Genomic DNA, 19,932 nt, shown 5'->3' with positions numbered 1-19,932 from the left:
TCGACGGTGATACTGGTGCCATGAAGCTCAGCCGCCCGGTCTCCTGGTTCCTGCTCGTTTTCGGGGTGTGGTCCTGGGTCATCTGGGTCACTTTCGTCAAGAACCTGATCAAGGACAGCAGCGGGCTCGCCTTCGACGGCGGCCACCCGACCGCGTACTTCTGGGTGCACCTGCTGCTGGCGGTCGTTTCCTTCGTATTGGGGACGGTCATCGGGGTCATCGGGTTGCGCGGACTGCGGGCGCTGCGCCGGACGTCATAGCGGGGAACCGCTCCCATCCCTGTGAAGGCCCTGTGAAACCCGGGGGAAACAACGCCTCGGTAAGTTCTTGCACATCTGGTCAGAAAGCCCTTCCCCCGGCTGAAACAGGTGTGATTAGGTGAGCCGCGCCACTAGGGGAGTGGCGAAATCGTGCTGGCCAGGGGTAGGGCCTTTGAAGGGCCTGGGGAGGGCACCACCATGCGATCTGTTCGCATGCGCGTTCTCGTGACACTGCTCGTGCTCGCGGTCGTGGGGATCGGCGGCTGGCAGCTGCTGCCGTCGCAACAGGACAAGAACAAGGCCATCGCGGTCGGCACGTCGGACGCCGTGACGGACCTCGATCCGGCCGGTGCCTACGACGCCGGTTCCTGGGCCTTGTTCAGCAACGTCTTCCAGTCGCTGCTGACGTTCGAGCCGGGCGGCGTGGAGCCGGTCCCGGACGCGGCGAAGAGCTGTGCCTTCCAGGGCAGCGGCCTGCGGACGTACCAGTGCACCCTGCGCTCCGGGATCACCTTCCCGAGCGGGCGCGCGATGACGGCCGAGGACGTGAAGTACTCCTTCGACCGGGTCAAGAAGATCAACTCCGATGTGGGCCCGGCGTCGCTGTTCTCCACGCTCGCGTCGGTCACCGCCGACAGTGCGACGACCGTCACCTTCCACCTGTCGTCCCCGGACGCCACCTTCCCGCTGAAGGTCGCCACGGGCGCCGGGTCGATCGTGGACAAGGACAGGTACCCGGCCGGCTCCCTGCGCCCCGGTACCGCCGTCGACGGCACCGGCCCGTACACGCTGACGTCGTACACCAGGAACGAGCAGGCCGAGCTCGCCCCGAACCGGCACTACAAGGGCTACCTCGGCGGCACCGGCCGCCCGATCGAGCTGCGCTACTACGCCGACTCCGCGAAGCTCGACAGTGCGTGGAAGGGCGGCCGGATCGACGTCGCCACCCGGACGCTTTCGCCGGACGTGCTCTCGCAGCTGAACCCGAGCGACCCCAACAAGCGCGTCACCGAGTCCGACAGCGCCGAGACCCGCAACCTGTACCTCAACACCCGGGCGAACTCCCCGCTGCACGACGTGCGGGTGCGCCGCGCGATGGCGTGGCTGGTCGACCGCGAGGAACTGGCCGCGACGGTCTACGAGGGCACGGTGGACCCGTTGTACTCGCTGATCCCGACCGGCATCACCGGCCACACCACCTCCTACTTCGACGACTACCCGGCGCGGAGCGTCGCGAAGGCGCGTGAGCTGCTCACCCAGGCCGGGGTGAGCCTGCCGGTACGCTTCACCTTCGGCTACGGCAAGAACCGGGGCGCCGGTGAGCAGGAGGCCGCGGCGCTGAAGAAGCAGCTGGAGGCGGGCGGCCTGTTCAAGGTGGACGTCCAGGGGTACGAGTGGACCGACTTCCAGAAGCGCTGGGCCACCGGGAAGATGGACGCGTGGGCGGTCGGCTGGGTGGCCGACTATCCCGACCCGGACACCTTCGGCGCCGCCCTGGTCGGCACCGGCTCCACGATGAGCACCGGATACAGCAACAAGCTGGTCGACCATCTCATCCTGGAGAGCCAGCAGTACCCCGACCGCAGCCGGGCCGCGCACGACTTCAAGGACATCCAGGCGGACGTCGCCCAGGACGTCCCGCTGATCCCGCTGTGGCAGCGCAAGGAGTACGTGGTCAGCACCGAGGACGTGGGCGGCGGCCAGTACCTGGACGACGGCACGGGCGTCTTCCGCCTGTGGCGTCTGAACTGGATCTGATCAGCGGCCCTCGTCCTCGTCCTTCCCGGTCCGTGCGGCCCGCGGGTCCGGCAGTGCCCGCGTCATGCCGGGCAGGAAGTCCGTGAACAGTTCATGGACCTCCAGGACCAGCGGGCGCAGCACACGGAAGCGGGCGAGCGCCACTCCGCGGGCGGTCAGCCGGGCGCCGCGGCGGGCCAGCCGGTAGCTGCGCTCGCGGCCCTCGGTGCGGTCGAAGATCCAGTACAGGACCAGGCCCATCTGGGCGAGCCACATCAACTCCGGCAGGATGTCCCGCAGTTCGGGGGCGACCTTGGACCTGGAGCCGGCCAGCACCTCCCGGTGGACGCCGATGGCCTGCTCACGGGCGTGCTCGCTCTCCGGCGAGAAGGGGCTGAGCGGGCTGTCGGGGTCGGCGGCGTTCTTGAAGAACTGCACGGCGAACTCGTGGTACGGCCGGGCGATGTCGAGCCACACGGTCAGCACGCCGGCCAGCCGCGCCTCCAGGTCGGTCTCCCGGTCCAGGACCTCGCGGACCGCCGCCCGGTGCTCGGCGGCGAGCCGGTCGTAGAAGCCCTGGATCAGGTGTTCCTTGCCCTCGAAGTAGTAGTAGGCGTTGCCGACGGAGACCCCGGCCTCCTTGGCGATGGCCCGCATGGTGGTCTTGTCGTACCCGCGCTCCTGGAACAACCGCATCGCGGTCTCCAGGATCAGCGCGCGGGTCTGCTCGGACTTGCTGCTGGGGGAGCCGGCCGTCTCGGGGCCGTCGTTCTTCGCGGGCACGGTAGAAGAGCCTAACGAGTGCGGTGGCCGAGCCGGCCAGGGGCGCAGGACCCGTCGGAGCAGGACGGCGGACCGTAGCTCCAGCCGGTGCCCGGGTGGTACGCCCACCCGTCCGCCCTCCGGTACGTGCGGTGCCCGCCCCCCGGCGATCCGCCCCACTGGGATCCGCGCCACTTCGCCGCCGCGAGCACCGCGCCGCGGGCGAGCCGGGCGCCGGCCGGGGTGCTCAGCCGGTGGGCGAGGGGCCGGTGCTCGCGCAGGGCCCACAGGACGACGATCCAGGCGCGGGCGCCGCGGTAGACCTGACCGGAGTCGCCGACGACGGTGACCTCGTCCAGGGTGGCCGGGTGGTCGAGCCCGGGGAAGCGGGCCCGGGCCCGGTCCGAGCCCGCCGGCAGCAGCTCCAGCGGGACCAGCTGCGACTGCCGGACGAGCCAGTTCCGCAGATGGGTGCACAGGCCGCAGCCGGCGTCGTACAGCACGGTCAGCCCGCGGACCGGGACGCCCCCCGTGACGCCCCGGTCCTTCGCGGTGGTCCTGTCGGTCACGGTGGTCACGCCCGGGCCGTCGGGGTGATCCACTCCTGCGGGGCGACCGGGGGCTGCTGCTCGCGTTCCATGATCCCGCGCCGGCGGATCCGGTTGAGCACGTACACGTTGCCCAGGTGCATCACGCCGAGCACCAGCAGCACCACGCCCAGCTTGGTCGACAGGGCCTCGAAGATGCCGCGGGTGTCCTCGATCGTGTCGTCCCCGCTCAGGTAGAGCGCCACGAAGCCGAGGTTGACCAGGTAGAAGCCGACGACCAGGAGGTGGTTGACGGCGTCCGCCAGCTTCTCGTTGCCGTGCAGCACGTCAGCGAGGAAGACCCGGCCGTTGTGGCTGAGCGTACGGGCCACCCAGATGGTCAGTGCGACGCTGACGACCAGGTAGATGACGTAGGCGATGACGGTGCGGTCCATGCCCCACCCCTTCTTGAACGCGTTCAAAACGCTGACAGGGATGACTGTAGACCTGTTTTTGAACGTGTTCAAGTCAAGGGTGGGGGGAGTCCCCGGGATGGCGGCTCAGCAGCGGCGGCCCAGTTCCGGGCGCTTGGAGTAGTCCGTGAACCCGAGGACGTTGCCCCACGGGTCGGCGATCTCCACGGTCCAGCCGGTGGCCACCCGGAACACCTCGTCCAGCGGTGCGATGCCGGCCGCGGCCAGCCTCCGCGCCGCCGCCCGCGCGTCCGGCACCTCCAGCCAGATCCGCGGGGAGGGCCACGGCGGCGTCCGGTGCACCAGCGCCTCCTCGGCGCGCAGCAGGATCCCGGGCATCTCCCCGCCGACCCTCATCAGGGCGATCCCGGCCTCGTCGAACCGGAACCCCACGGCAAACCCGGCCCGCTCGTAGAAGCCGACGGCCTCACCGAGGTCGCCGACGGGGAGCAGCACGTTGTCGAAACCGAGCAGTTCGTACGACTCTTCGTCTGACATGTCGTCAGATTAGAGCCGAAGGCCGGTGAAACCCGACAAAAACGCCCGAGGGCCCCGCTTCCGGAGGATCGGAAGCGGGGCCCTCGGGCCGGATGAGGATGACCGGGAAGATCAGTAGCGGCGCGTGATGAGCGCGCGCTTCACTTCCTGGATCGCCTTGGTGACCTCGATACCACGCGGGCAGGCGTCCGTGCAGTTGAAGGTCGTACGGCAACGCCACACGCCGTCACGGTCGTTGAGGATCTCCAGGCGCTGCTCGCCCGCCTCGTCACGGCTGTCGAAGATGAAGCGGTGGGCGTTCACGATCGCGGCCGGACCGAAGTACTGGCCGTCGTTCCAGAACACCGGGCAGGACGACGTGCACGCGGCGCACAGGATGCACTTGGTGGTGTCGTCGAAGCGCTCACGGTCCTCGGCCGACTGCAGCCGCTCACGGGTCGGCTCGTTCGTGTCCTTGGTGACCAGGAACGGCATGACGTCCCGGTACGCCTGGAAGAACGGCTCCATGTCCACGACCAGGTCCTTCAGGACCGTCAGGCCCTTGATGGGCTCGATCGTGATCGGCTTCTCGGGGTTGATGTCCTTGATCAGCGTCTTGCAGGCAAGGCGGTTCCTGCCGTTGATCCGCATCGCGTCCGAGCCGCAGATGCCGTGCGCGCACGAACGGCGGAAGGTGAGGGTGCCGTCGACGTCCCACTTGATCTTGTGGAGGCCGTCGAGGACACGCTCCTTCGGGTCGATCTCCAGCTGGAAGTCTTCCCAGACCGCCTCCGCTGAGACCTCCGGGTTGAACCGGCGGACCCGGAAGGTGACGGTGATGTAGGGGGAGTCGGCGAAGCCGGGCTCGGGCCGGCCGGCCGCGTCCGCCTTGTCCAGAACAGGGGTAGCCATCAGTACTTACGCTCCATCGGCTGGTAGCGGGTCTGGACGACCGGCTTGTAGTCGAGACGGACGGTTTCCGAGCCGTCGGCGCCGACCTCGCGGTACGCCATGGTGTGGCGCATGAAGTTGACGTCGTCGCGGTTCGGGTAGTCCTCGCGGTAGTGACCGCCGCGGGACTCCTTGCGGGCCAGCGCCGAGACGGCCATGACCTCGGCCAGGTCCAGCAGGTTGCCCAGCTCGATGGCCTCCAGCAGGTCGGTGTTGAACCGCTTGCCCTTGTCCTGGATCGCCACGTTCTTGTAGCGCTCGCGCAGCTCGGCGATCTTCTCGACGGCCGTCTTGATCGTCTGCTCGGTGCGGAACACCATGACGTTGGCGTCCATGGTCTCCTGCAGCTCGCGGCGCAGGGTGGCCACCCGCTCGTTGCCGGTGGAGTTGCGCAGCCGCTCGATCTGCTCGACGACCAGGGACTCCGGGTTCTCCGGCAGCTCGACGAAGTCGGCCTTCGCCGAGTACTCCGCGGCGGCGATGCCCGCGCGGCGGCCGAAGACGTTGATGTCCAGCAGCGAGTTGGTGCCGAGGCGGTTGGCGCCGTGCACGGAGACACAGGCGACCTCGCCGGCCGCGTACAGGCCCGGGACGACGGTGGTGTTGTCCGCGAGGACCTCACCCTCGACGTTCGTCGGGATGCCGCCCATCGCGTAGTGCGCGGTCGGCTGGATCGGGATCGGGTCCGTGTACGGCTCGATACCGAGGTAGGTGCGCGCGAACTCGGTGATGTCCGGGAGCTTGGCGTCCAGCTGCTCCGGCGGCAGGTGGGTGAGGTCCAGGTAGACGTGGTCGCCCTCGGGACCGCAGCCGCGACCCTCGCGGATCTCGGTGTAGATGGAGCGGGACACGACGTCACGGGACGCCAGGTCCTTCATGACGGGAGCGTACTTCTCCATGAAGCGCTCGCCGTCCTTGTTGCGCAGGATGCCGCCCTCACCGCGGGCGCCCTCGGTGAGCAGGATGCCCATGCGCCAGATGCCGGTCGGGTGGAACTGGAAGAACTCCATGTCCTCCAGCGGCAGACCCCGGCGGTAGACGGCCGCCTGGCCGTCACCCGTCAGCGTGTGGGCGTTGGAGGTCACCTTGAAGAACTTGCCGCAGCCGCCGGAGGCGTAGATGACGGCCTTCGCCTGGAAGATGTGGATCTCGCCGGTGGCCAGCTCGTAGGCGACCACACCGGCGGAGCGCTTGACCCCGTCGACCTCGGTGATCAGCTGGTCCAGGACGTAGAACTCGTTGAAGAACTCCACACCCTCCTTGACGCAGTTCTGGTACAGCGTCTGGAGGATCATGTGGCCGGTGCGGTCCGCGGCGTAGCAGGACCGGCGGACCGGGGCCTCGCCGTGGTTGCGGCTGTGACCGCCGAAGCGGCGCTGGTCGATGGTGCCGTCCTTGGTGCGGTTGAACGGCAGGCCCATCTTCTCCAGGTCGAGGACGGCGTCGATGGCCTCCTTCGCCAGGATCTCGGCGGCGTCCTGGTCGACCAGGTAGTCACCGCCCTTGACCGTGTCGAAGGTGTGCCACTCCCAGTTGTCCTCCTCCACGTTGGCGAGCGCGGCGGCCATACCGCCCTGCGCGGCGCCCGTGTGGGAGCGGGTGGGGTAGAGCTTGGTCAGCACGGCGGTGCGGCTGCGCTTCGTCGCCTCGATGGCGGCACGCATGCCCGCGCCACCGGCGCCGACGATGACGGTGTCGTACTTGTGGATCTTCATGATTCTCGCAGCCCCGTGCCTAGCGGATGTTCGGGTCGAAGGTGAAGATCACCAGCGTGCCCAGCAGGATGGTCCACACCGTGGCGGTGTACAGCAGGGCCTTCAGCCACATGCGGGAGCTCGCGCGCTCCGCGTAGTCGTTGATGACCGTGCGCAGGCCGTTGGCGCCGTGCAGCATCGCGAGCCACAGCATCAGCAGGTCCCAGACCTGCCACCACGGGGACGCCCAGCGGCCGGCCACGAAGGCGAAGCCGATCTTGGAGACACCGCCGTCCAGCACGAGCTGGATCAGCAGGTGGCCGAGGACCAGGACGACCAGCACGACGCCGGACAGGCGCATGAACAGCCAGGCTGCCAGCTCGAAGTTGCCCCGGGTCGACTTCGGGGTCTTCTTGGTGCGCTTGCGCGGCGCCTCGATCAGCGGGGCCGGGTTGTCGACGTCGTAGGCGGCGCCCTCGACGGGGCCGACGCCGGACGCGGGGGTTTCAGTCGTGGACATCGGCGTCAGCTCCCAAAGAGAACACGGTAAGCGTGACCGAGGACCGGGTAGATCGCCCCGAGCATCAGCACGATCCAGACACCCATCACGGTCCAGAACATCTGCTTCTGGTAGCGCGGGCCCTTCGACCAGAAGTCGACGGCGATGACACGCAGGCCGTTGAGCGCGTGGAAGAGGATGGCGGCGACGAGGCCGTACTCCAGCAGCGCGACGATCGGCGTCTTGTACGTGGCTACGACCTTGTCGTAGTCCTCGGGGGAGACACGCACGAGAGCGGTGTCCAGCACGTGAACGAACAGGAAGAAGAAGATGAGGACGCCGGTGACTCGGTGAGCCACCCAGGACCACATTCCTTCCCGGCCGCGGTACAGCGTTCCAGCCGGCACGGAAGAACCCTCCGGGAGCGGGGACTAGGGCCGCGCCGGCTTCACTGTCGGTCGGGCCCGGCCGGGTACGGTCCACCGGCCCCCAGCATCGTAGCGATGCGCTGCGCCGTGCCTGACGGGGGGCCTACCGGTGTGATCAAAGTGGCACCGGATGGGTTAGGGGGCTTACGGCTTCGGGGGTGGTGTGTCCTGTTATTTGCCGACTGCCGGTGCGTTGTGGCTGGTCGCGCAGTTCCCCGCGCCCCTCAGCCGGGCCAGTAGCCGCCCTCCCGCGAGGCGCCGCAGCTCGTCCGCCGCCAGGACCCGTTCCTCCTCGGGATCGTTCGTCAATCGTGATCGGATGGCTTCGAGGGTGTGATCGAGAGCCTCGTCCGGGGGAATGTCGCCCAGGTAGATGACGAATGCGTGCCCGAACCGGGCTTCGTAGGCGGCGTGCGCGGCGCTCAGGGCCATGGAGGCGGCGGAGTAGGTGTCCTCGGGCAGTTCGAGCAGCGACTCTCCCGCCAGGGCCTCCGACAGGTCGCCCGGCGACAGGTCGTACGCCGCCTCGTCCGCCGCGGCCAGGAGTGACTCCAGGTCGGGGTAGGGGCGGTGGTCCGCGATCCGCCGGGACCAGCGCACGCTGTTCAGGCAGTGCAGCAGAAGGGCACGGGCCTCGTCCCCGGGGGCGGTGTTGAAGGCGTCGAGGGGCTTGGGGAGATACGGGAGGTGGTGGGCGGGCAGCGTGGGTCCTCGCGTCACATGTGGCGTGGCAGGGGATGCTGTGAAAGGTGTGTCGTCAGGTTATCGAGAGTGGTCACTGTGTGTCCGCGTGATGCCCGAAATTCACCCGGACGGGAGAGTTTCAGAACGGCTGGGTGACGAACGAATGGCGGATCGGTCGTACGTTGGCAGAGTGACCCAGCACAAGCGCCGGGATACGGCGCAGCAGGTGATACGTAAGCGGGCGGTGGTGGCCGCCGCGTTCGTCGGGACCGTCGCGCTCGGCACGGGCGTCGGCGTGTGGGCCTCGTCGGGCGGCGGCGGGCAGCCGGAGGGGGGCGCCCGGCAGCAGTCGTCGTCCGGCCGGGTGGCCGGCACCGACTCCGGCGGGGCGGCCACGCCCTCGGCGAGTCCCCGGCCCAGCCGGTCCTACCCGCTCTCCCAGGCGCCGCGCACGATACCCGCGGTGCGCTCCCACACTCCGGCCCGCGGGCCGGGCTGGAAGCCGCAGAAGGCGGACCGGGTGGTGATCAGCGACGGGGAGCTGGCCGACGAGGGGCGGCTGATAGCCGGGGAGCTGGGGATCGGCTACGCGGGCCAGAAGGACGATGTACGGGCCGGGGACGTCCGGCTCGCGCTCGGCGGCGGGGGCGGGAACCAGGAGTCGTACACCATGACCGTCCGCGACGGGCGGGTGGACATCAGCGGCCCCGGCGAGGCCGGTGTCTTCTACGGCACCCGCACGCTGAAGCAGGAGGTCCACGGCGGCGGTACGGCGCCGGAGGGGGTCGTGCGGGACGCGCCCGCCAAGCCGGTGCGCGGCTTCAATCTGGACATCGCGCGCAAGCCGTACTCGGAGTCCTGGATAGAGGACCGGATACGGGAGCTGGGGGACCTCAAGTTCAACGAGCTGGGGCTGCACTTCTCCGACGACCAGGCCTTCCGGATCGAGTCCAGCACCCACCCCGAGATCGTCTCCGCGGACCACCTGACCAAGGCGCAGGTCAAGCGGATCGTGGACCTGGCGAACAGCCGGCACATCACCGTCGTCCCGGAGATCGACTCGCCCGGACATCTGGGCGCCGTCCTCGCCGCCCACCCCGACCTGCAGCTGCACAACGCGAGCGGGATCGCCACCAAGGGCGCGATCGACATCTCCGATCCCGCCTCCGCGAAGATCGTCGACGATCTGCTCAACGAGTACGCGGGGCTGTTCACCGGCAACCAGTGGCACCTCGGCGGCGACGAGTACCAGGCGCTGACCGTGAAGGACCCGCAGGCCTCCTATCCGCAGCTCGCGGCCGCCGCCCGGCAGAAGTACGGCTCCGGCGGCACCGTCGCCGACCTCACCACCGGCTGGCTGAACGACCGCGCCGCCACCGTCCGCGCCCACGGCAGGACCATGCGGGCCTGGAACGACGGCTTCTACCGCGGAACCTCCGTGCAGGCCGCGCGGGACCTGCAGGTCGCCTACTGGACCGGCAAGGAGATCGGCGCCCGGCAGCCGGTGGACTATCTGAGCACGGGCCGCAAGGTCATCAACTACAACGACGAGTTCCTCTACTACGTCCTCGGCCAGCCGCAGACCTTCGTCTACCCGACCGGGCAGCGGATCTACGAGCAGTGGGACCCGCGCGTGCTGCGCGGCACCGCCGCCGTACCGGCGAGCTACGACGGGCAGATCCTCGGCGGCTCGTTCGCGGTGTGGTCCGACTTCCCGAACGCGCAGACGGAGGCGCAGGTCGCCGCGGGGATCCGGATGCCGCTGCGGGCCACCGTGCAGAAGCTGTGGGACCCGGGCACGCCCGCGTTGTCCTGGACCGACTTCCGGAATCTCGCGAACCGGCTTGGCTGAAAACAGCTACTGTGACACTCCCGCGCCGTTGCACGCAGTAAGGGGAAGTGCGGGCTCCGTATGGGGCGGTGCCCCGGCGAGGGAGACATTTCATGAGCCTGGTGGAACTGGTCGCACAGGCCGACGCACGCGGACTGGCGGCCAGCGGGTTGGCTTGTTTGGACCGTTGCCTGCCTCTGCTGGGCGCCGACGACGAACTGCTGCGGCCCCTGTGGGCGAGCCTCGCCGACGGCTCCGACTGGGCGGCGGGCCTGGAGAAGGCCCGGGGCGCGCTCGGCGCGGACGAGCCCGGTGACGACGAGGCCGCGCGGCTGACCCGCCGCATGCTCCAGGCCGCCCCGGCCGAGCGCACCCCGGACGCGGTACGGCCCTGGGCAGACGCCTGCTCGGTCGCCTCGCTGCGGGTGCACCGGCTGCTCGATCCGGCGGCGGACGCCACGGCGGCGGGGGACGGGCTGGACGCCGGGCGCGCGGGCGACACGGCGGGCCTGCCTCCGTTGGTCGCGGCGGAGCTGCGCCGGCAGACGGCGGTGCTGGAGCTGCTGGCCGGGCACGGCTCCCACGGTCTGCGCCGGGCTCTCGACCTGTCGATCGAGGGCCGGCGGGTGCTGCGCGCGGTGGTGTCCCGCCGGGAGCGCGCCGGGTCCTAAACCCCCCGATGTGGGCGAGTCCTGTGCCTGTCCTGCGGTGGAGCTGGACCGGTCCTGCGACGATTGGCGGAACGCGCCGAAACGGCGTGACGCCGACGCCGGGCCGTTCGCTCTTCCCTGTGTGACAGCCCAGTACGTGACAGCTCAGCAGGAGACCAGGCCGCACGCCGCGGCGAAGCCCGTACGGTGGGCCGCGGACACGGTGGCGGCGATGCGCGAGGGCGCCCGGGTGCGGCTCGACTACTCGGCGCAGAGCCTGTGGCGGGTCGACCGGATGATCGAGGAGATTCGGCGCGAGGGGCCGCCGTACGCCGCCGTCGACGGCGTGCTGCGCGGCTTCGGGGCCTACGCCGGCGAGGTGATCGTCCGTCAGACGGGCGGCGAGTGGTGGTCGACCGGCGGCGACCACTGGGTGCGCACGCCCGACGGCCGGCTCTGGGACCCCGTCGAGGAGGCGCGGCGCGTCTACGGCGGCAGCGGCTCGCTGCGTCTGCTGTGCCGGGACGCGACCGGCTCCCGCTGACCGGCCGGGGCGAACGTCACCGGCCCCTGGCCTACGGTGGTGCCCGTGTTCGTCGACGTCGTGGTGGCCGTGTCCGTCGTACTGGCGTCGGCGCTCGCCCCCCGCGTGTCCTCCGCCGTCCGGTGCGTGCCGGCCGGGCCGCCCACGGGCCGCTCGCTGTCGCCGCTCGCCGTGCTGGCGGGGGTGACCGCACTGGTCTACGTCAACCAGGTGCTGTTCACCGTGTACGTGCTGCGCGTACACGGCGGCGACCCCTCCTTCGTCGCGCGGTATCTGCCGACGGGGTGGTTCGAACTCGCCTCCACAAGCCCGGTGCTGCGGTGGCTCGCCGACGGCTTCCCCGCGCCCGGGCTCCTCGCTCCCTCGGTCCTGCGCGTCCAGGCCTTTCTCGAGCTCCCCTTCGTCCTCCTGGTGTTGGCGGGCGTCGTGCGATGGCTCGACGCGGGGCTGTACCGGGCGATCGCCCGGTCGGCGCTGCTGCCGCTGGCCTCCGTGTCGTACACCGTCGTCTTCTGCCTGGTGGAGTGGGATCTGCGCAACCCGTACACGGCCGACGACATCGTCGTGCGGGGCGTCTCGGCCGTCCTGACCCCGTGTCTCCTCCGGTGGCTCGCGGCCCGCGACACGGCGGGCTCGCGCACCCCCGCCTCCGTGCCGGGCCTGCTCGTGTTCATCGGCTCGCTGGGCGCCCTGGGCGCACTCGTCCTCGTCGTCTACGACACCGCCCTGCTCTACAACCTCGGGAGGCTGGGTGAGCGTCTGCCGGTGGCCGCCGTGGCCCTCGTCGCACTCGCCGGCCTCCGCCGTGCCGCCTCCCGCCTGCGGGAGACGGCCGACCCCGGCCCCACCCTCGTCTTCGTGCGGCATGCTCTGCGCCGCTGGCTCGCCCTGTTCTTCGCGCCCGCCCTCGCCATCCGGTACGGCGTGCTGTTCGGGACGCCCCGGCTGGCCGAGGCGGCGGGTGCGCTGGTGGCTGTGACCGCCCTCGCCCTCGCCCGGCGGGACGCGGCGGTCGGCGCGGGGCGGCTCGCGTTCGCGCTCGTCTGTGCCGCCGGTGCCGCCTGCGCAGCCGCCCGGGCGACCCCGGCGTCGTACTACGAAGTCACCCTCCTGTCCGCGGCGGCCGCCTTCCTCGTCACGGGCATCGTCGTCGCCGGTCTCGCCGACGCGTGGCGCAGGCCGCCTCGTACCGGGGCGGATCACGCCACACGGGCAGGAAGCTGTGACACTTCTGTGCGGGGCGGCGCTGATCATCGTGGAGGGCGGAGACACGGCCGGAGCGTGTCGGACCGTGAGGGACGAGCCACGCAGTGGCCATGAACTCGGCACGAACGAGGACGCCTTGGGCCAGGCAGGGGAGCCCCGTCGCCCGCAGCCGCGGGACGGGGAGCTGGGCGCGGCCGTCGCGCGCGCCCAGGACGGCGACGAGACCGCCTTCGCGGTGGCCTACCGGATCGTTCAGCCCGGTCTGCTCGGCTACCTGCGCGGCATCGTCGGCGACGACGCGGAGGACGTGGCGTCCGACGCGTGGCTGGAGATAGCCCGCGACCTCGGCCGGTTCAAGGGCGACGGCGCCGGTTTCCGCGGCTGGACCGCGACCATCGCCCGGCACCGCGCCCTGGACCACCTGCGCCGCCGGCGGGTACGGCCCCGGGCGGCGCCCCTGGAGCAGGACGCGCTGGAACTGCCCGGCGGGCTCAGCACCCACGACCAGGCCCTGGAGTCGCTGTCCACGCAGCGGGCGCTGGACCTGGTGCGCGGTCTGCCGCGCGACCAGGCCGAGGCGGTGCTGCTGCGGGTGGTCGTCGGCCTGGACGGCCCGGCCGCCGCGCGCGTCCTCGGCAAGCGCCCCGGCGCCGTCCGCACGGCGGCGCACCGCGGGCTGAAACGTCTCGCCCGGCACCTGGGCGCCCCGGGCGCGGGGGACGACGGTGTGACGGATGACGGCCCCCGGACGCTGGGTGAGTCGACATGAACGGCGCCGGTCGTGAGCCGTATGGATACAGGAGAGCCGTCGGTCCCGGGCCCCGTAGGCCGCCCGGGAGGCCGCGGGGCTCCGGCGCGCCGGACAAGGACGGGAACGGGCATGGGTGAACGGCACAGCGGCGACGGTCCCTTCGGTCGTCGGCGCACGCACCCCGGCGGCACCCTCTCCGCACCGCCACGCGACGAGGAGGACCCCGCCGACTCCGGGTTCGAGGAGCGGCTCGGGACCGCTCTGCGCGCCGGTGCCGCGGACGCCGAGGCCGAGGGCCGGGCCGTGGCCGCCTTCCGTGCCGCTCGTGCGGCGGGGGCGGCACGCCCGCGTACCCGGCGCCGGGACGACTGGCGGGCCGCCGCGCCGCGCCGCGGCCGGCTCTCGGCGCGGGCCACGCTCTCGGTGGTGCTCGCGGGCCTCACGCTGGGCGGTGTCGCCGTCGCGGCGATCGGCTCCGCCGGGTCCCGCCCGGACGCCCGGCCGCACACCGCGCGGCCGGCGCACCCGTCGACGAGCACGTCCTCCCGGCCGGGCGTCCCCGGCCCGTCCGCCGGGTCCACCGGTCCAGGATCCCCCGGTTCGTCCGGCCACCCGGACCACCCGGCCACAGCCCGGGACACCCTGGCCCACTGCCTCGCCTACGAGCGGGCCGGGGACCGGGGCGGCGCCCTGGACTCGACGGCCTGGCAGCGGCTCGTCACCGCGGCGGGCGGTGCGGACAACGTCGTGGGCTACTGCGCCCAAGTGGAGCGCACCGCGGGGCAGAAGAAGGGCAATGGGGGCAATGGGGGTAATTCGGGTAATAACTCGGGTGGTGCGGCCGTGAGCCCGAAGCCGGCCGACGGGAAGCCGGCCGACGGGAAGAAGGACTCGGGCGGCGTGAAGGAGAAGAGGAAGTAGCGGCCCCGGTATCCCGGTCGGCACCGCGGCAGCAGAGCGGCCGGACCCCCGGCAAGCGAACGGCCGGGGCCGCCACCCCCCACAGGAGAGGCCCCGGCCGTCGCGCGGACGGGCCGCGCGCGGCCCGTACTTTCTACAGCGCCGTGAGTGCGTTTTCTGTCACACCCCGACCCCGTCGGCCCTCACCCTGCGCACATCCGCACCCGGTCACGAGTTAGTTGCATCTTCTACGGACATGGACGCGCAGCGGTTTCACGCCGTAACGTGCCTTTCGCGCCGACCGGCAAACAGGCGTAAAGGGAGTGCGGTGCTGGGGGACGACGCGGAGCTGACCGCCGCGGTGCGTGCGGCACAGGACGGAGACGAGACCGCGTTCCGTACGGTGTACCGCTCCGTGCACCCACGGCTGCTCGGATACGTACGGACACTGGTCGGCGACCCGGACGCCGAGGACGTCGCGTCCGAGGCCTGGCTGCAGATCGCCCGGGACCTGGACCGGTTCAGCGGGGACGCCGACCGCTTCCGCGGCTGGGCCGCCCGGATCGCCCGCAACCGCGCCCTGGACCACATACGCATGCGCGGCCGCCGTCCCGCCATCGGCGGCGACGAGACGGAGCTGACCGGCCGGGCCGCCGAGTCCGACACGGCCGGCGAGGCCATCGAGGCCCTGGCCACCGACGGCACCCTCTCCCTCATCGCACGGCTCCCGCAGGACCAGGCCGAGGCGGTCGTCCTGCGGGTCGTGGTCGGCCTCGACGCCAAGACCGCCGCCGAGACCCTCGGCAAACGCGCCGGTGCCGTGCGCACCGCGGCGCACCGCGGTCTGAAACGGCTCGCGGAGTTGCTCGGCGACGATCCGGAATCGGCGGGCGTGCTCGACGCGCTCCCACCCCAGCGAGAACCGCGGGGTCGCGCGGTGTCGTCCGCAACTGTGACGGATACGCGTGCGCGGACGCAGAAGGACATGTGATGGCCGACGAGCAGTACAAGTGGCTCAACCGTGAGACGGCGGAACGCCTGCTGCGCGGTGAGTCACTCGAAGCCGTCGACGCCTCCGCCCGTGACCAGGCCGAACGCCTCTCCCGGACGCTCGGTGCGCTCTCCGCTCGCTCCGCCCCCGCCGCCGGTGAACTCCCCGGCGAACAGGCGGCCCTGGCCGCGTTCCGCAAGGCCCGCGAGGCCGCGCAGGCCGAACGGACCGCCGCCGGCCGCGCCGGCGGCACCTCCGGGCTGTCCGTGCCCGGTGCCGACGCGGGCCTGATCCGCATCGGTGCCCCGGGCCGTACCGGAACCCCGGCCCGCCGCCCGCGCTGGGCCCGCCCGGTGCGGCTGGCGCTCGCCGCCGTGGTGACCGTGGGCACGGTCGGCGGGGTCGCCATGGCCGCCGGGAGCGGCATGCTGCACACGCCGTTCGGGCCCGAGCGTCCCGGCCCCTCCGCCTCGGTCTCCGCCGACGAGACCTCCGCGGCGCCACTCGTCTCGGGCTCGCCCCAGGGCGGCTCGGGCACGCCTTCGTATCCCGGCGCGTCGAGCGGTCCGGGCGCGCACCCCGGCGGCGCCTCCGGCGAGGCCGTCGGACCCGGCGACCGCACCGGCGCGAGCCGCACCCCGGGCGCCGGTGACCCGTCCGGCACCCTGGGCAGCCGGTGGAAGGACGCGGCCGCGGCCTGCCGGGCCATCCAGAACGGCAGGGAACTGGAGGCCGGCCGCCGGCGCGCGCTGGAGAACCTGGCCGGCGGCAGCGCACGCGTGAGCCGGTACTGCAGGGTCGTGCTGTCCGCCGCCGACCTGGCCGGCGGCGCGGGGAGTGCCGGCAAGGGCGGCCTGGGCGGCGACGGCGGCAAGGACGGGGGCGGGAAGACCAAGGACGAGGGCACGGGCACGGGCGACGACGAAGGCCACCCCGGCCGGGGCGGTCACGGCCACCCGGGCAAGCGCGGCCACCGGCACCCCGGCACCGGCCTCGGCGACGCCGAGGTCCGCCACGGCGACGCCGCGCCCGCTCCCCGCGCCTTCGCCCCCGGTCTCACACCGCGCTGACCTGCGGTTTCATGGTCCGCGAAAATTTTTCCGCGCGAGGTGTGACGTTTTCGGAGCCCCGCACGCAGTACTGAGTGAGCCGACTGGTCATCGGCCGTCGCACTGAGCCGGGGTTCCCCCCGTACCCACGGCTCGTGCACATGGCGGGGGGGGGGGGGGGGGCCCCCACCCCCCCCCCCCCCCCCCCCCCCCCCCCCCCCCCCCCCCCCGCCCCGCAGTCCCTCACCTCCCTCGTCACCAGTAGATGACGACCTTGTCGCCCACCCGTACCTGCGCGAACAACTGGGCGATCGCGGTCTCGTCCCTGACGTTCACGCACCCGTGCGACGCGCCCGCGTAGCCGCGCGCCGCGAAGTCGTACGAGTAGTGCACCGCCTCGCCGCCGCTGAAGAACATCGCGTACGGCATCGGCGAGTGGTAGAGCGTGGACACCCAGTGCCGTGACTTCCAGTAGACGTGGAAGACACCCTCCCTGGTCGGCGTGTACTGCGCTCCGAACCGCACCGCGGTCGTCGACAGCGTCCGGCCGCCGACCATCCAGCGCAGCGTCCGCGTCGTCTTGTCGATGCACAGGACGCGTCCGGTCATACAGCGCGGATCGGGCGGACCGGCCGGCTGACCGCCCATCAGATACAGCTCCCAGGTGCCGGGTGCGTGGGTCATCCCCACCAGCCGCTGCCAGGTGACGGAGTCCGTCCGCCCGGTCTGCGGCAGACCGTGCTTGCCCTGGAAGCCGCTGACGGCCCGTTCGGTCAGGGCGCCGTACGTTCCCGTCGGCCCCTCGAACAGCCACTCCAGCTGGCGCAGCCGCGCCTGCAGCTCCCGCACGCCCGGCCCGCTGTCGCCGCGCGACCACAGCACGCGGGGCGGGGGTGCGGCCGGTACGACCGTAGACGGCTGGGCCGTCCGGGTGGGGTTCGCCGGGAGGTTTCCCGGGGCCTGTCCAGGTGCCTGCCCGGATGCCTGACCGAACGGGGGCGCCGTGTGCGCGGAGGTCTGTTCCGGGGGCAGCACGTGCACCGGCGCCCTGGGTTTGCCGTCGGTGTCCAGGGGCTGCACGGTGCAGCCGCACAGCGCGGTGAGCGCGGCGAGGGAGGCGGCCGAGGTGAGTACGGCGGCGGGTCTTCGCGAGATCCTCATGCCGGGGATGCTTCCCCGCGTGAGGGCCGGTGAACGACGGGGCATGGTGAGGGGTGACAGGACGTACTGCGGAGGCATCCATGGCGCGTGAGTCGGAGTCGGGCCTGCCGATCCAGCCGGTCTACGGGCCGGAGGCCCTCCAGGGCTGGGACCCGGCCGGGAAACTGGGCGAACCGGGCGCGTATCCCTTCACCCGTGGGGTCTACCCGACCATGTACACCGGACGGCCCTGGACCATGCGCCAGTACGCCGGCTTCGGTACGGCCGCCGAGTCCAACGCCCGCTACCGGCAGCTGATCGCCCACGGCACCACGGGCCTCTCGGTCGCCTTCGACCTGCCCACCCAGATGGGCCACGACTCCGACGCGCCCCTCGCGCACGGCGAGGTCGGCAAGGTGGGCGTGGCGATCGACTCGGTCGAGGACATGCGGGTGCTGTTCGACGGCATCCCGCTCGACCAGGTCTCCACGTCGATGACGATCAACGCCCCGGCCGCCCTCCTGCTGCTCCTGTACCAACTGGTGGCGGAGGAGCAGGGCGTACGCGCCGACCAGTTGACGGGCACGATCCAGAACGACGTGCTGAAGGAGTACATCGCGCGCGGGACGTACATCTTCCCGCCGAAGCCCTCCCTGCGCCTGACGGCGGACATCTTCAAGTACTGCGCCGCCGAGATCCCCAGGTGGAACACGATCTCGATCTCCGGCTACCACATGGCGGAGGCGGGCGCGTCGCCCGTTCAGGAGATCGCGTTCACCCTGGCGGACGGCATCGAGTACGCCCGTACGGCGGTGGCGGCGGGGATGTCCGTGGACGACTTCGCGCCCCGCCTGTCCTTCTTCTTCGTGGCCCGTACGACGCTGCTGGAGGAGGTCGCCAAGTTCCGCGCGGCGCGCAGGATCTGGGCGCGGGTGATGAAGGAGGAGTTCGGCGCGAGGAACCCCAGGTCCCTGATGCTCCGCTTCCACACCCAGACGGCCGGCGTCCAGCTGACGGCCCAGCAGCCGGAGGTGAACCTGGTCCGGGTCGCCGTCCAGGCCCTGGCCGCGGTCCTCGGCGGCACCCAGTCCCTGCACACCAACTCCTTCGACGAGGCGATCGCGCTGCCGACCGACAAGTCCGCCCGCCTGGCCCTGCGCACCCAGCAGGTGCTGGCCCACGAGACCGACGTCCCGGCGACCGTCGACCCCTTCGCGGGCTCCTACGCGGTGGAGCGGATGACGGACGAGGTCGAGGAGGCGGCCGTCGGCCTGATGCGGAGGGTCGAGGACCTGGGCGGGGCGGTCGCGGCGATCGAGCGGGGTTTCCAGAAGGCCGAGATCGAGAGGAACGCCTACCGGATCGCCCAGGAGACCGACTCCGGGGAGCGGGTGGTCGTCGGCGTGAACCGCTTCCGGCTGGACGAGGAGGAGCCGTACGAGCCGCTCCGCGTCGACCCGGCCATCGAGGCCCGGCAGGCGGAGCGGCTGGCCGGGCTGCGGGCCGAGCGGGACCGGGCGGCGGTGGACGCCGCACTGGACGCGCTGCGGAAGGCGGCGGAGGGGGAGGACAACGTCCTGTACCCGATGCGGGAGGCGCTGCGGGCGCGGGCGACGGTGGGCGAGGTGTGCAACGCCCTGCGCGGGGTCTGGGGGGCGTACGAGCCGTCGGAGGTGTTCTGACTCCCGGAACCGGAGTGTCGTACCCCCGTGCGACACTCCTCTCCATGTTCGGCGTCATCGACCTCCCCACCTATCTGGCAGGACTCGTCCTGATCGTCCTGCTGCCCGGCCCCAACTCCCTCTACGTCCTCTCCGTGGCCGCCCGGCGCGGTGTCCGGGCCGGTTACACCGCGGCCGCCGGTGTGTGGTGCGGGGACACCGTGCTCATGACGCTCTCCGCCGCCGGAGTCGCCTCCCTGCTCAAGGCCAACGCCGTGCTGTTCGGGATCGTGAAGTACGCCGGTGCCGGATATCTGACCTGGCTGGCGATCGGGATGCTGCGGGCCGCCTGGCAGATGTGGCGGACCCGCAGGGAGCAGGCCGTGGCCGAGGACGCCCCGTCCGGCACCGGATATGAGTGGCCCTTCCGGCGGGCGTTCGTGGTGAGTCTCTTCAACCCCAAGGCGATCCTGTTCTTCGTCGCCTTCTTCGTTCAGTTCGTGGACCCGGGCTATGCCTATCCGGCCCTGTCCTTCGTCGTCCTCGGCGCCTTCGCCCAGCTGGCCAGCTTCCTCTACCTCAGTGCCCTGATATTCAGCGGCACGCGCCTCGCCGCCGCCTTCCGCCGCCGCAAGCGCCTGTCGGCGACGGCCACTTCCGTGGCGGGCGCGCTGTTCCTGGGCTTCGCGGTGAAGCTGACGCTGGCCAGCGCGTAGG

The 19,932-nt window shown here is 71.6% G+C and carries 22 protein-coding genes; 12 read left to right on the top strand and 10 right to left on the bottom strand.

Going from position 1 to position 19,932, the window contains the following annotated elements:
• The first annotated feature begins 20 nt into the window (after positions 1–20).
• Together ACZ7HQ_RS36200 and ACZ7HQ_RS36195 are read left to right on the top strand one after the other, a co-directional pair.
• Positions 21–260, top strand: coding sequence for an SCO4848 family membrane protein (locus ACZ7HQ_RS36200; protein ID WP_470999305.1), 240 nt, complete (start codon positions 21–23; stop codon positions 258–260).
• A 198-nt stretch (positions 261–458) separates the two neighbouring features.
• Complete coding sequence (locus ACZ7HQ_RS36195; protein WP_470999303.1) at positions 459–2,018, top strand: ABC transporter substrate-binding protein; 1,560 nt, start codon at positions 459–461, stop codon at positions 2,016–2,018.
• On the opposite strand, the gene ACZ7HQ_RS36190 is transcribed toward ACZ7HQ_RS36195, so the two are convergent.
• The 9 genes from ACZ7HQ_RS36190 to ACZ7HQ_RS36150 all read right to left on the bottom strand — a co-directional run bounded on the left by ACZ7HQ_RS36190 (position 2,019) and on the right by ACZ7HQ_RS36150 (position 8,528).
• Positions 2,019–2,780, bottom strand: a complete 762-nt coding sequence (locus tag ACZ7HQ_RS36190; RefSeq protein ID WP_470999301.1) for a TetR/AcrR family transcriptional regulator — start codon at positions 2,778–2,780, stop codon at positions 2,019–2,021.
• Positions 2,781–2,791: 11 nt separating this feature from the next.
• Positions 2,792–3,337 (bottom strand): thiol-disulfide oxidoreductase DCC family protein, encoded by a 546-nt coding sequence (locus ACZ7HQ_RS36185; RefSeq protein ID WP_470999299.1) that lies wholly within the window; start codon positions 3,335–3,337, stop codon positions 2,792–2,794.
• Entirely contained in the window at positions 3,334–3,741 is a 408-nt protein-coding gene (locus ACZ7HQ_RS36180) for a hypothetical protein (RefSeq protein ID WP_470999297.1), read from the bottom strand. The genes ACZ7HQ_RS36185 and ACZ7HQ_RS36180 overlap by 4 nt, the downstream gene beginning before the upstream one ends.
• A 105-nt stretch (positions 3,742–3,846) precedes the next feature.
• Complete coding sequence (locus tag ACZ7HQ_RS36175) at positions 3,847–4,257, bottom strand: VOC family protein (protein ID WP_470999295.1); 411 nt, start codon at positions 4,255–4,257, stop codon at positions 3,847–3,849.
• 111 nt (positions 4,258–4,368) lie between these two features.
• Positions 4,369–5,148 carry a succinate dehydrogenase iron-sulfur subunit gene (locus ACZ7HQ_RS36170; protein ID WP_470999293.1) on the bottom strand — a complete coding sequence of 260 codons (780 nt, stop codon included), beginning with the start codon at positions 5,146–5,148 and terminating at the stop codon, positions 4,369–4,371.
• Positions 5,148–6,902 (bottom strand): succinate dehydrogenase flavoprotein subunit, encoded by a 1,755-nt coding sequence (sdhA, locus tag ACZ7HQ_RS36165; protein WP_470999291.1) that lies wholly within the window; start codon positions 6,900–6,902, stop codon positions 5,148–5,150. The genes ACZ7HQ_RS36170 and sdhA overlap by 1 nt, the downstream gene beginning before the upstream one ends.
• Before the next feature lie 19 nt (positions 6,903–6,921).
• Positions 6,922–7,401, bottom strand: coding sequence for a succinate dehydrogenase hydrophobic membrane anchor subunit (locus tag ACZ7HQ_RS36160; RefSeq protein ID WP_470999289.1), 480 nt, complete (start codon positions 7,399–7,401; stop codon positions 6,922–6,924).
• Positions 7,402–7,406: 5 nt separating this feature from the next.
• Positions 7,407–7,787 carry a succinate dehydrogenase, cytochrome b556 subunit gene (gene sdhC / locus ACZ7HQ_RS36155; RefSeq protein ID WP_043195476.1) on the bottom strand — a complete coding sequence of 127 codons (381 nt, stop codon included), beginning with the start codon at positions 7,785–7,787 and terminating at the stop codon, positions 7,407–7,409.
• A 192-nt stretch (positions 7,788–7,979) separates the two neighbouring features.
• Complete coding sequence (locus ACZ7HQ_RS36150) at positions 7,980–8,528, bottom strand: 2-oxo-4-hydroxy-4-carboxy-5-ureidoimidazoline decarboxylase (RefSeq protein WP_470999287.1); 549 nt, start codon at positions 8,526–8,528, stop codon at positions 7,980–7,982.
• Between the two features lie 154 nt (positions 8,529–8,682).
• Between ACZ7HQ_RS36150 and ACZ7HQ_RS36145 the strand changes: the two genes are divergently transcribed.
• The 8 genes from ACZ7HQ_RS36145 (at position 8,683) to ACZ7HQ_RS36110 (ending at position 16,435) form a co-directional block, all read left to right on the top strand.
• Positions 8,683–10,344, top strand: coding sequence for a beta-N-acetylhexosaminidase (locus ACZ7HQ_RS36145; protein WP_470999285.1), 1,662 nt, complete (start codon positions 8,683–8,685; stop codon positions 10,342–10,344).
• A gap of 92 nt (positions 10,345–10,436) precedes the next feature.
• On the top strand, positions 10,437–10,994 hold the full coding sequence (locus ACZ7HQ_RS36140) for a hypothetical protein (protein ID WP_470999283.1): 558 nt from the start codon (positions 10,437–10,439) through the stop codon (positions 10,992–10,994).
• Positions 10,995–11,130: 136 nt separating this feature from the next.
• Entirely contained in the window at positions 11,131–11,517 is a 387-nt protein-coding gene (locus ACZ7HQ_RS36135; RefSeq protein ID WP_470999281.1) for a hypothetical protein, read from the top strand.
• Positions 11,518–11,562: 45 nt separating this feature from the next.
• The gene (locus ACZ7HQ_RS36130; RefSeq protein WP_470999279.1) at positions 11,563–12,837 is read left to right on the top strand and encodes a hypothetical protein; all 1,275 of its coding nucleotides are present in this window, start codon (positions 11,563–11,565) and stop codon (positions 12,835–12,837) included.
• 22 nt (positions 12,838–12,859) lie between these two features.
• Complete coding sequence (locus ACZ7HQ_RS36125; RefSeq protein ID WP_470999423.1) at positions 12,860–13,492, top strand: RNA polymerase sigma factor; 633 nt, start codon at positions 12,860–12,862, stop codon at positions 13,490–13,492.
• A 111-nt stretch (positions 13,493–13,603) separates the two neighbouring features.
• Positions 13,604–14,395, top strand: coding sequence for a hypothetical protein (locus ACZ7HQ_RS36120; protein ID WP_470999277.1), 792 nt, complete (start codon positions 13,604–13,606; stop codon positions 14,393–14,395).
• A gap of 307 nt (positions 14,396–14,702) precedes the next feature.
• On the top strand, positions 14,703–15,365 hold the full coding sequence (locus tag ACZ7HQ_RS36115; protein WP_470999275.1) for an RNA polymerase sigma factor: 663 nt from the start codon (positions 14,703–14,705) through the stop codon (positions 15,363–15,365).
• Complete coding sequence (locus ACZ7HQ_RS36110; RefSeq protein WP_470999273.1) at positions 15,365–16,435, top strand: serine/threonine-protein kinase; 1,071 nt, start codon at positions 15,365–15,367, stop codon at positions 16,433–16,435. The genes ACZ7HQ_RS36115 and ACZ7HQ_RS36110 overlap by 1 nt, the downstream gene beginning before the upstream one ends.
• Before the next feature lie 234 nt (positions 16,436–16,669).
• Here the strand turns inward: ACZ7HQ_RS36110 and ACZ7HQ_RS36105 are convergent, their stop codons facing one another.
• Positions 16,670–17,575 (bottom strand): L,D-transpeptidase family protein, encoded by a 906-nt coding sequence (locus ACZ7HQ_RS36105; RefSeq protein ID WP_470999271.1) that lies wholly within the window; start codon positions 17,573–17,575, stop codon positions 16,670–16,672.
• A gap of 80 nt (positions 17,576–17,655) precedes the next feature.
• Here ACZ7HQ_RS36105 and ACZ7HQ_RS36100 point away from each other — a divergent pair, with 80 nt between their 5' ends.
• Together ACZ7HQ_RS36100 and leuE are read left to right on the top strand one after the other, a co-directional pair.
• Positions 17,656–19,236, top strand: a complete 1,581-nt coding sequence (locus ACZ7HQ_RS36100) for an acyl-CoA mutase large subunit family protein (RefSeq protein ID WP_470999269.1) — start codon at positions 17,656–17,658, stop codon at positions 19,234–19,236.
• 44 nt (positions 19,237–19,280) lie between these two features.
• Positions 19,281–19,931, top strand: a complete 651-nt coding sequence (gene leuE, locus ACZ7HQ_RS36095; RefSeq protein ID WP_470999267.1) for a leucine efflux protein LeuE — start codon at positions 19,281–19,283, stop codon at positions 19,929–19,931.
• Position 19,932 lies beyond the last annotated feature (1 nt).

This window comes from Streptomyces sp. NPDC037290, assembly GCF_055603245.1.
Note: the sequence above shows the minus strand (reverse complement) of the source record. Positions and strands in the feature narration are given on the sequence as shown.

Excerpts from the sequence above, each read along its gene's own strand:
- ACZ7HQ_RS36200 (WP_470999305.1), top strand. The coding sequence starts at position 21 with ATGAAGCTCAGCCGCCCGGTCTCCTGGTTCCTGCTCGTTTTCGGGGTG.
- ACZ7HQ_RS36195 (WP_470999303.1), top strand. The coding sequence starts at position 459 with ATGCGATCTGTTCGCATGCGCGTTCTCGTGACACTGCTCGTGCTCGCG.
- ACZ7HQ_RS36180 (WP_470999297.1), bottom strand. The coding sequence starts at position 3,741 with ATGGACCGCACCGTCATCGCCTACGTCATCTACCTGGTCGTCAGCGTC.
- ACZ7HQ_RS36175 (WP_470999295.1), bottom strand. The coding sequence starts at position 4,257 with ATGTCAGACGAAGAGTCGTACGAACTGCTCGGTTTCGACAACGTGCTG.
- ACZ7HQ_RS36170 (WP_470999293.1), bottom strand. The coding sequence starts at position 5,148 with ATGGCTACCCCTGTTCTGGACAAGGCGGACGCGGCCGGCCGGCCCGAG.
- sdhA (WP_470999291.1), bottom strand. The coding sequence starts at position 6,902 with ATGAAGATCCACAAGTACGACACCGTCATCGTCGGCGCCGGTGGCGCG.
- ACZ7HQ_RS36160 (WP_470999289.1), bottom strand. The coding sequence starts at position 7,401 with ATGTCCACGACTGAAACCCCCGCGTCCGGCGTCGGCCCCGTCGAGGGC.
- ACZ7HQ_RS36140 (WP_470999283.1), top strand. The coding sequence starts at position 10,437 with ATGAGCCTGGTGGAACTGGTCGCACAGGCCGACGCACGCGGACTGGCG.
- ACZ7HQ_RS36120 (WP_470999277.1), top strand. The coding sequence starts at position 13,604 with ATGGGTGAACGGCACAGCGGCGACGGTCCCTTCGGTCGTCGGCGCACG.
- ACZ7HQ_RS36110 (WP_470999273.1), top strand. The coding sequence starts at position 15,365 with ATGGCCGACGAGCAGTACAAGTGGCTCAACCGTGAGACGGCGGAACGC.
- ACZ7HQ_RS36105 (WP_470999271.1), bottom strand. The coding sequence starts at position 17,575 with ATGAGGATCTCGCGAAGACCCGCCGCCGTACTCACCTCGGCCGCCTCC.
- ACZ7HQ_RS36100 (WP_470999269.1), top strand. The coding sequence starts at position 17,656 with ATGGCGCGTGAGTCGGAGTCGGGCCTGCCGATCCAGCCGGTCTACGGG.
- leuE (WP_470999267.1), top strand. The coding sequence starts at position 19,281 with ATGTTCGGCGTCATCGACCTCCCCACCTATCTGGCAGGACTCGTCCTG.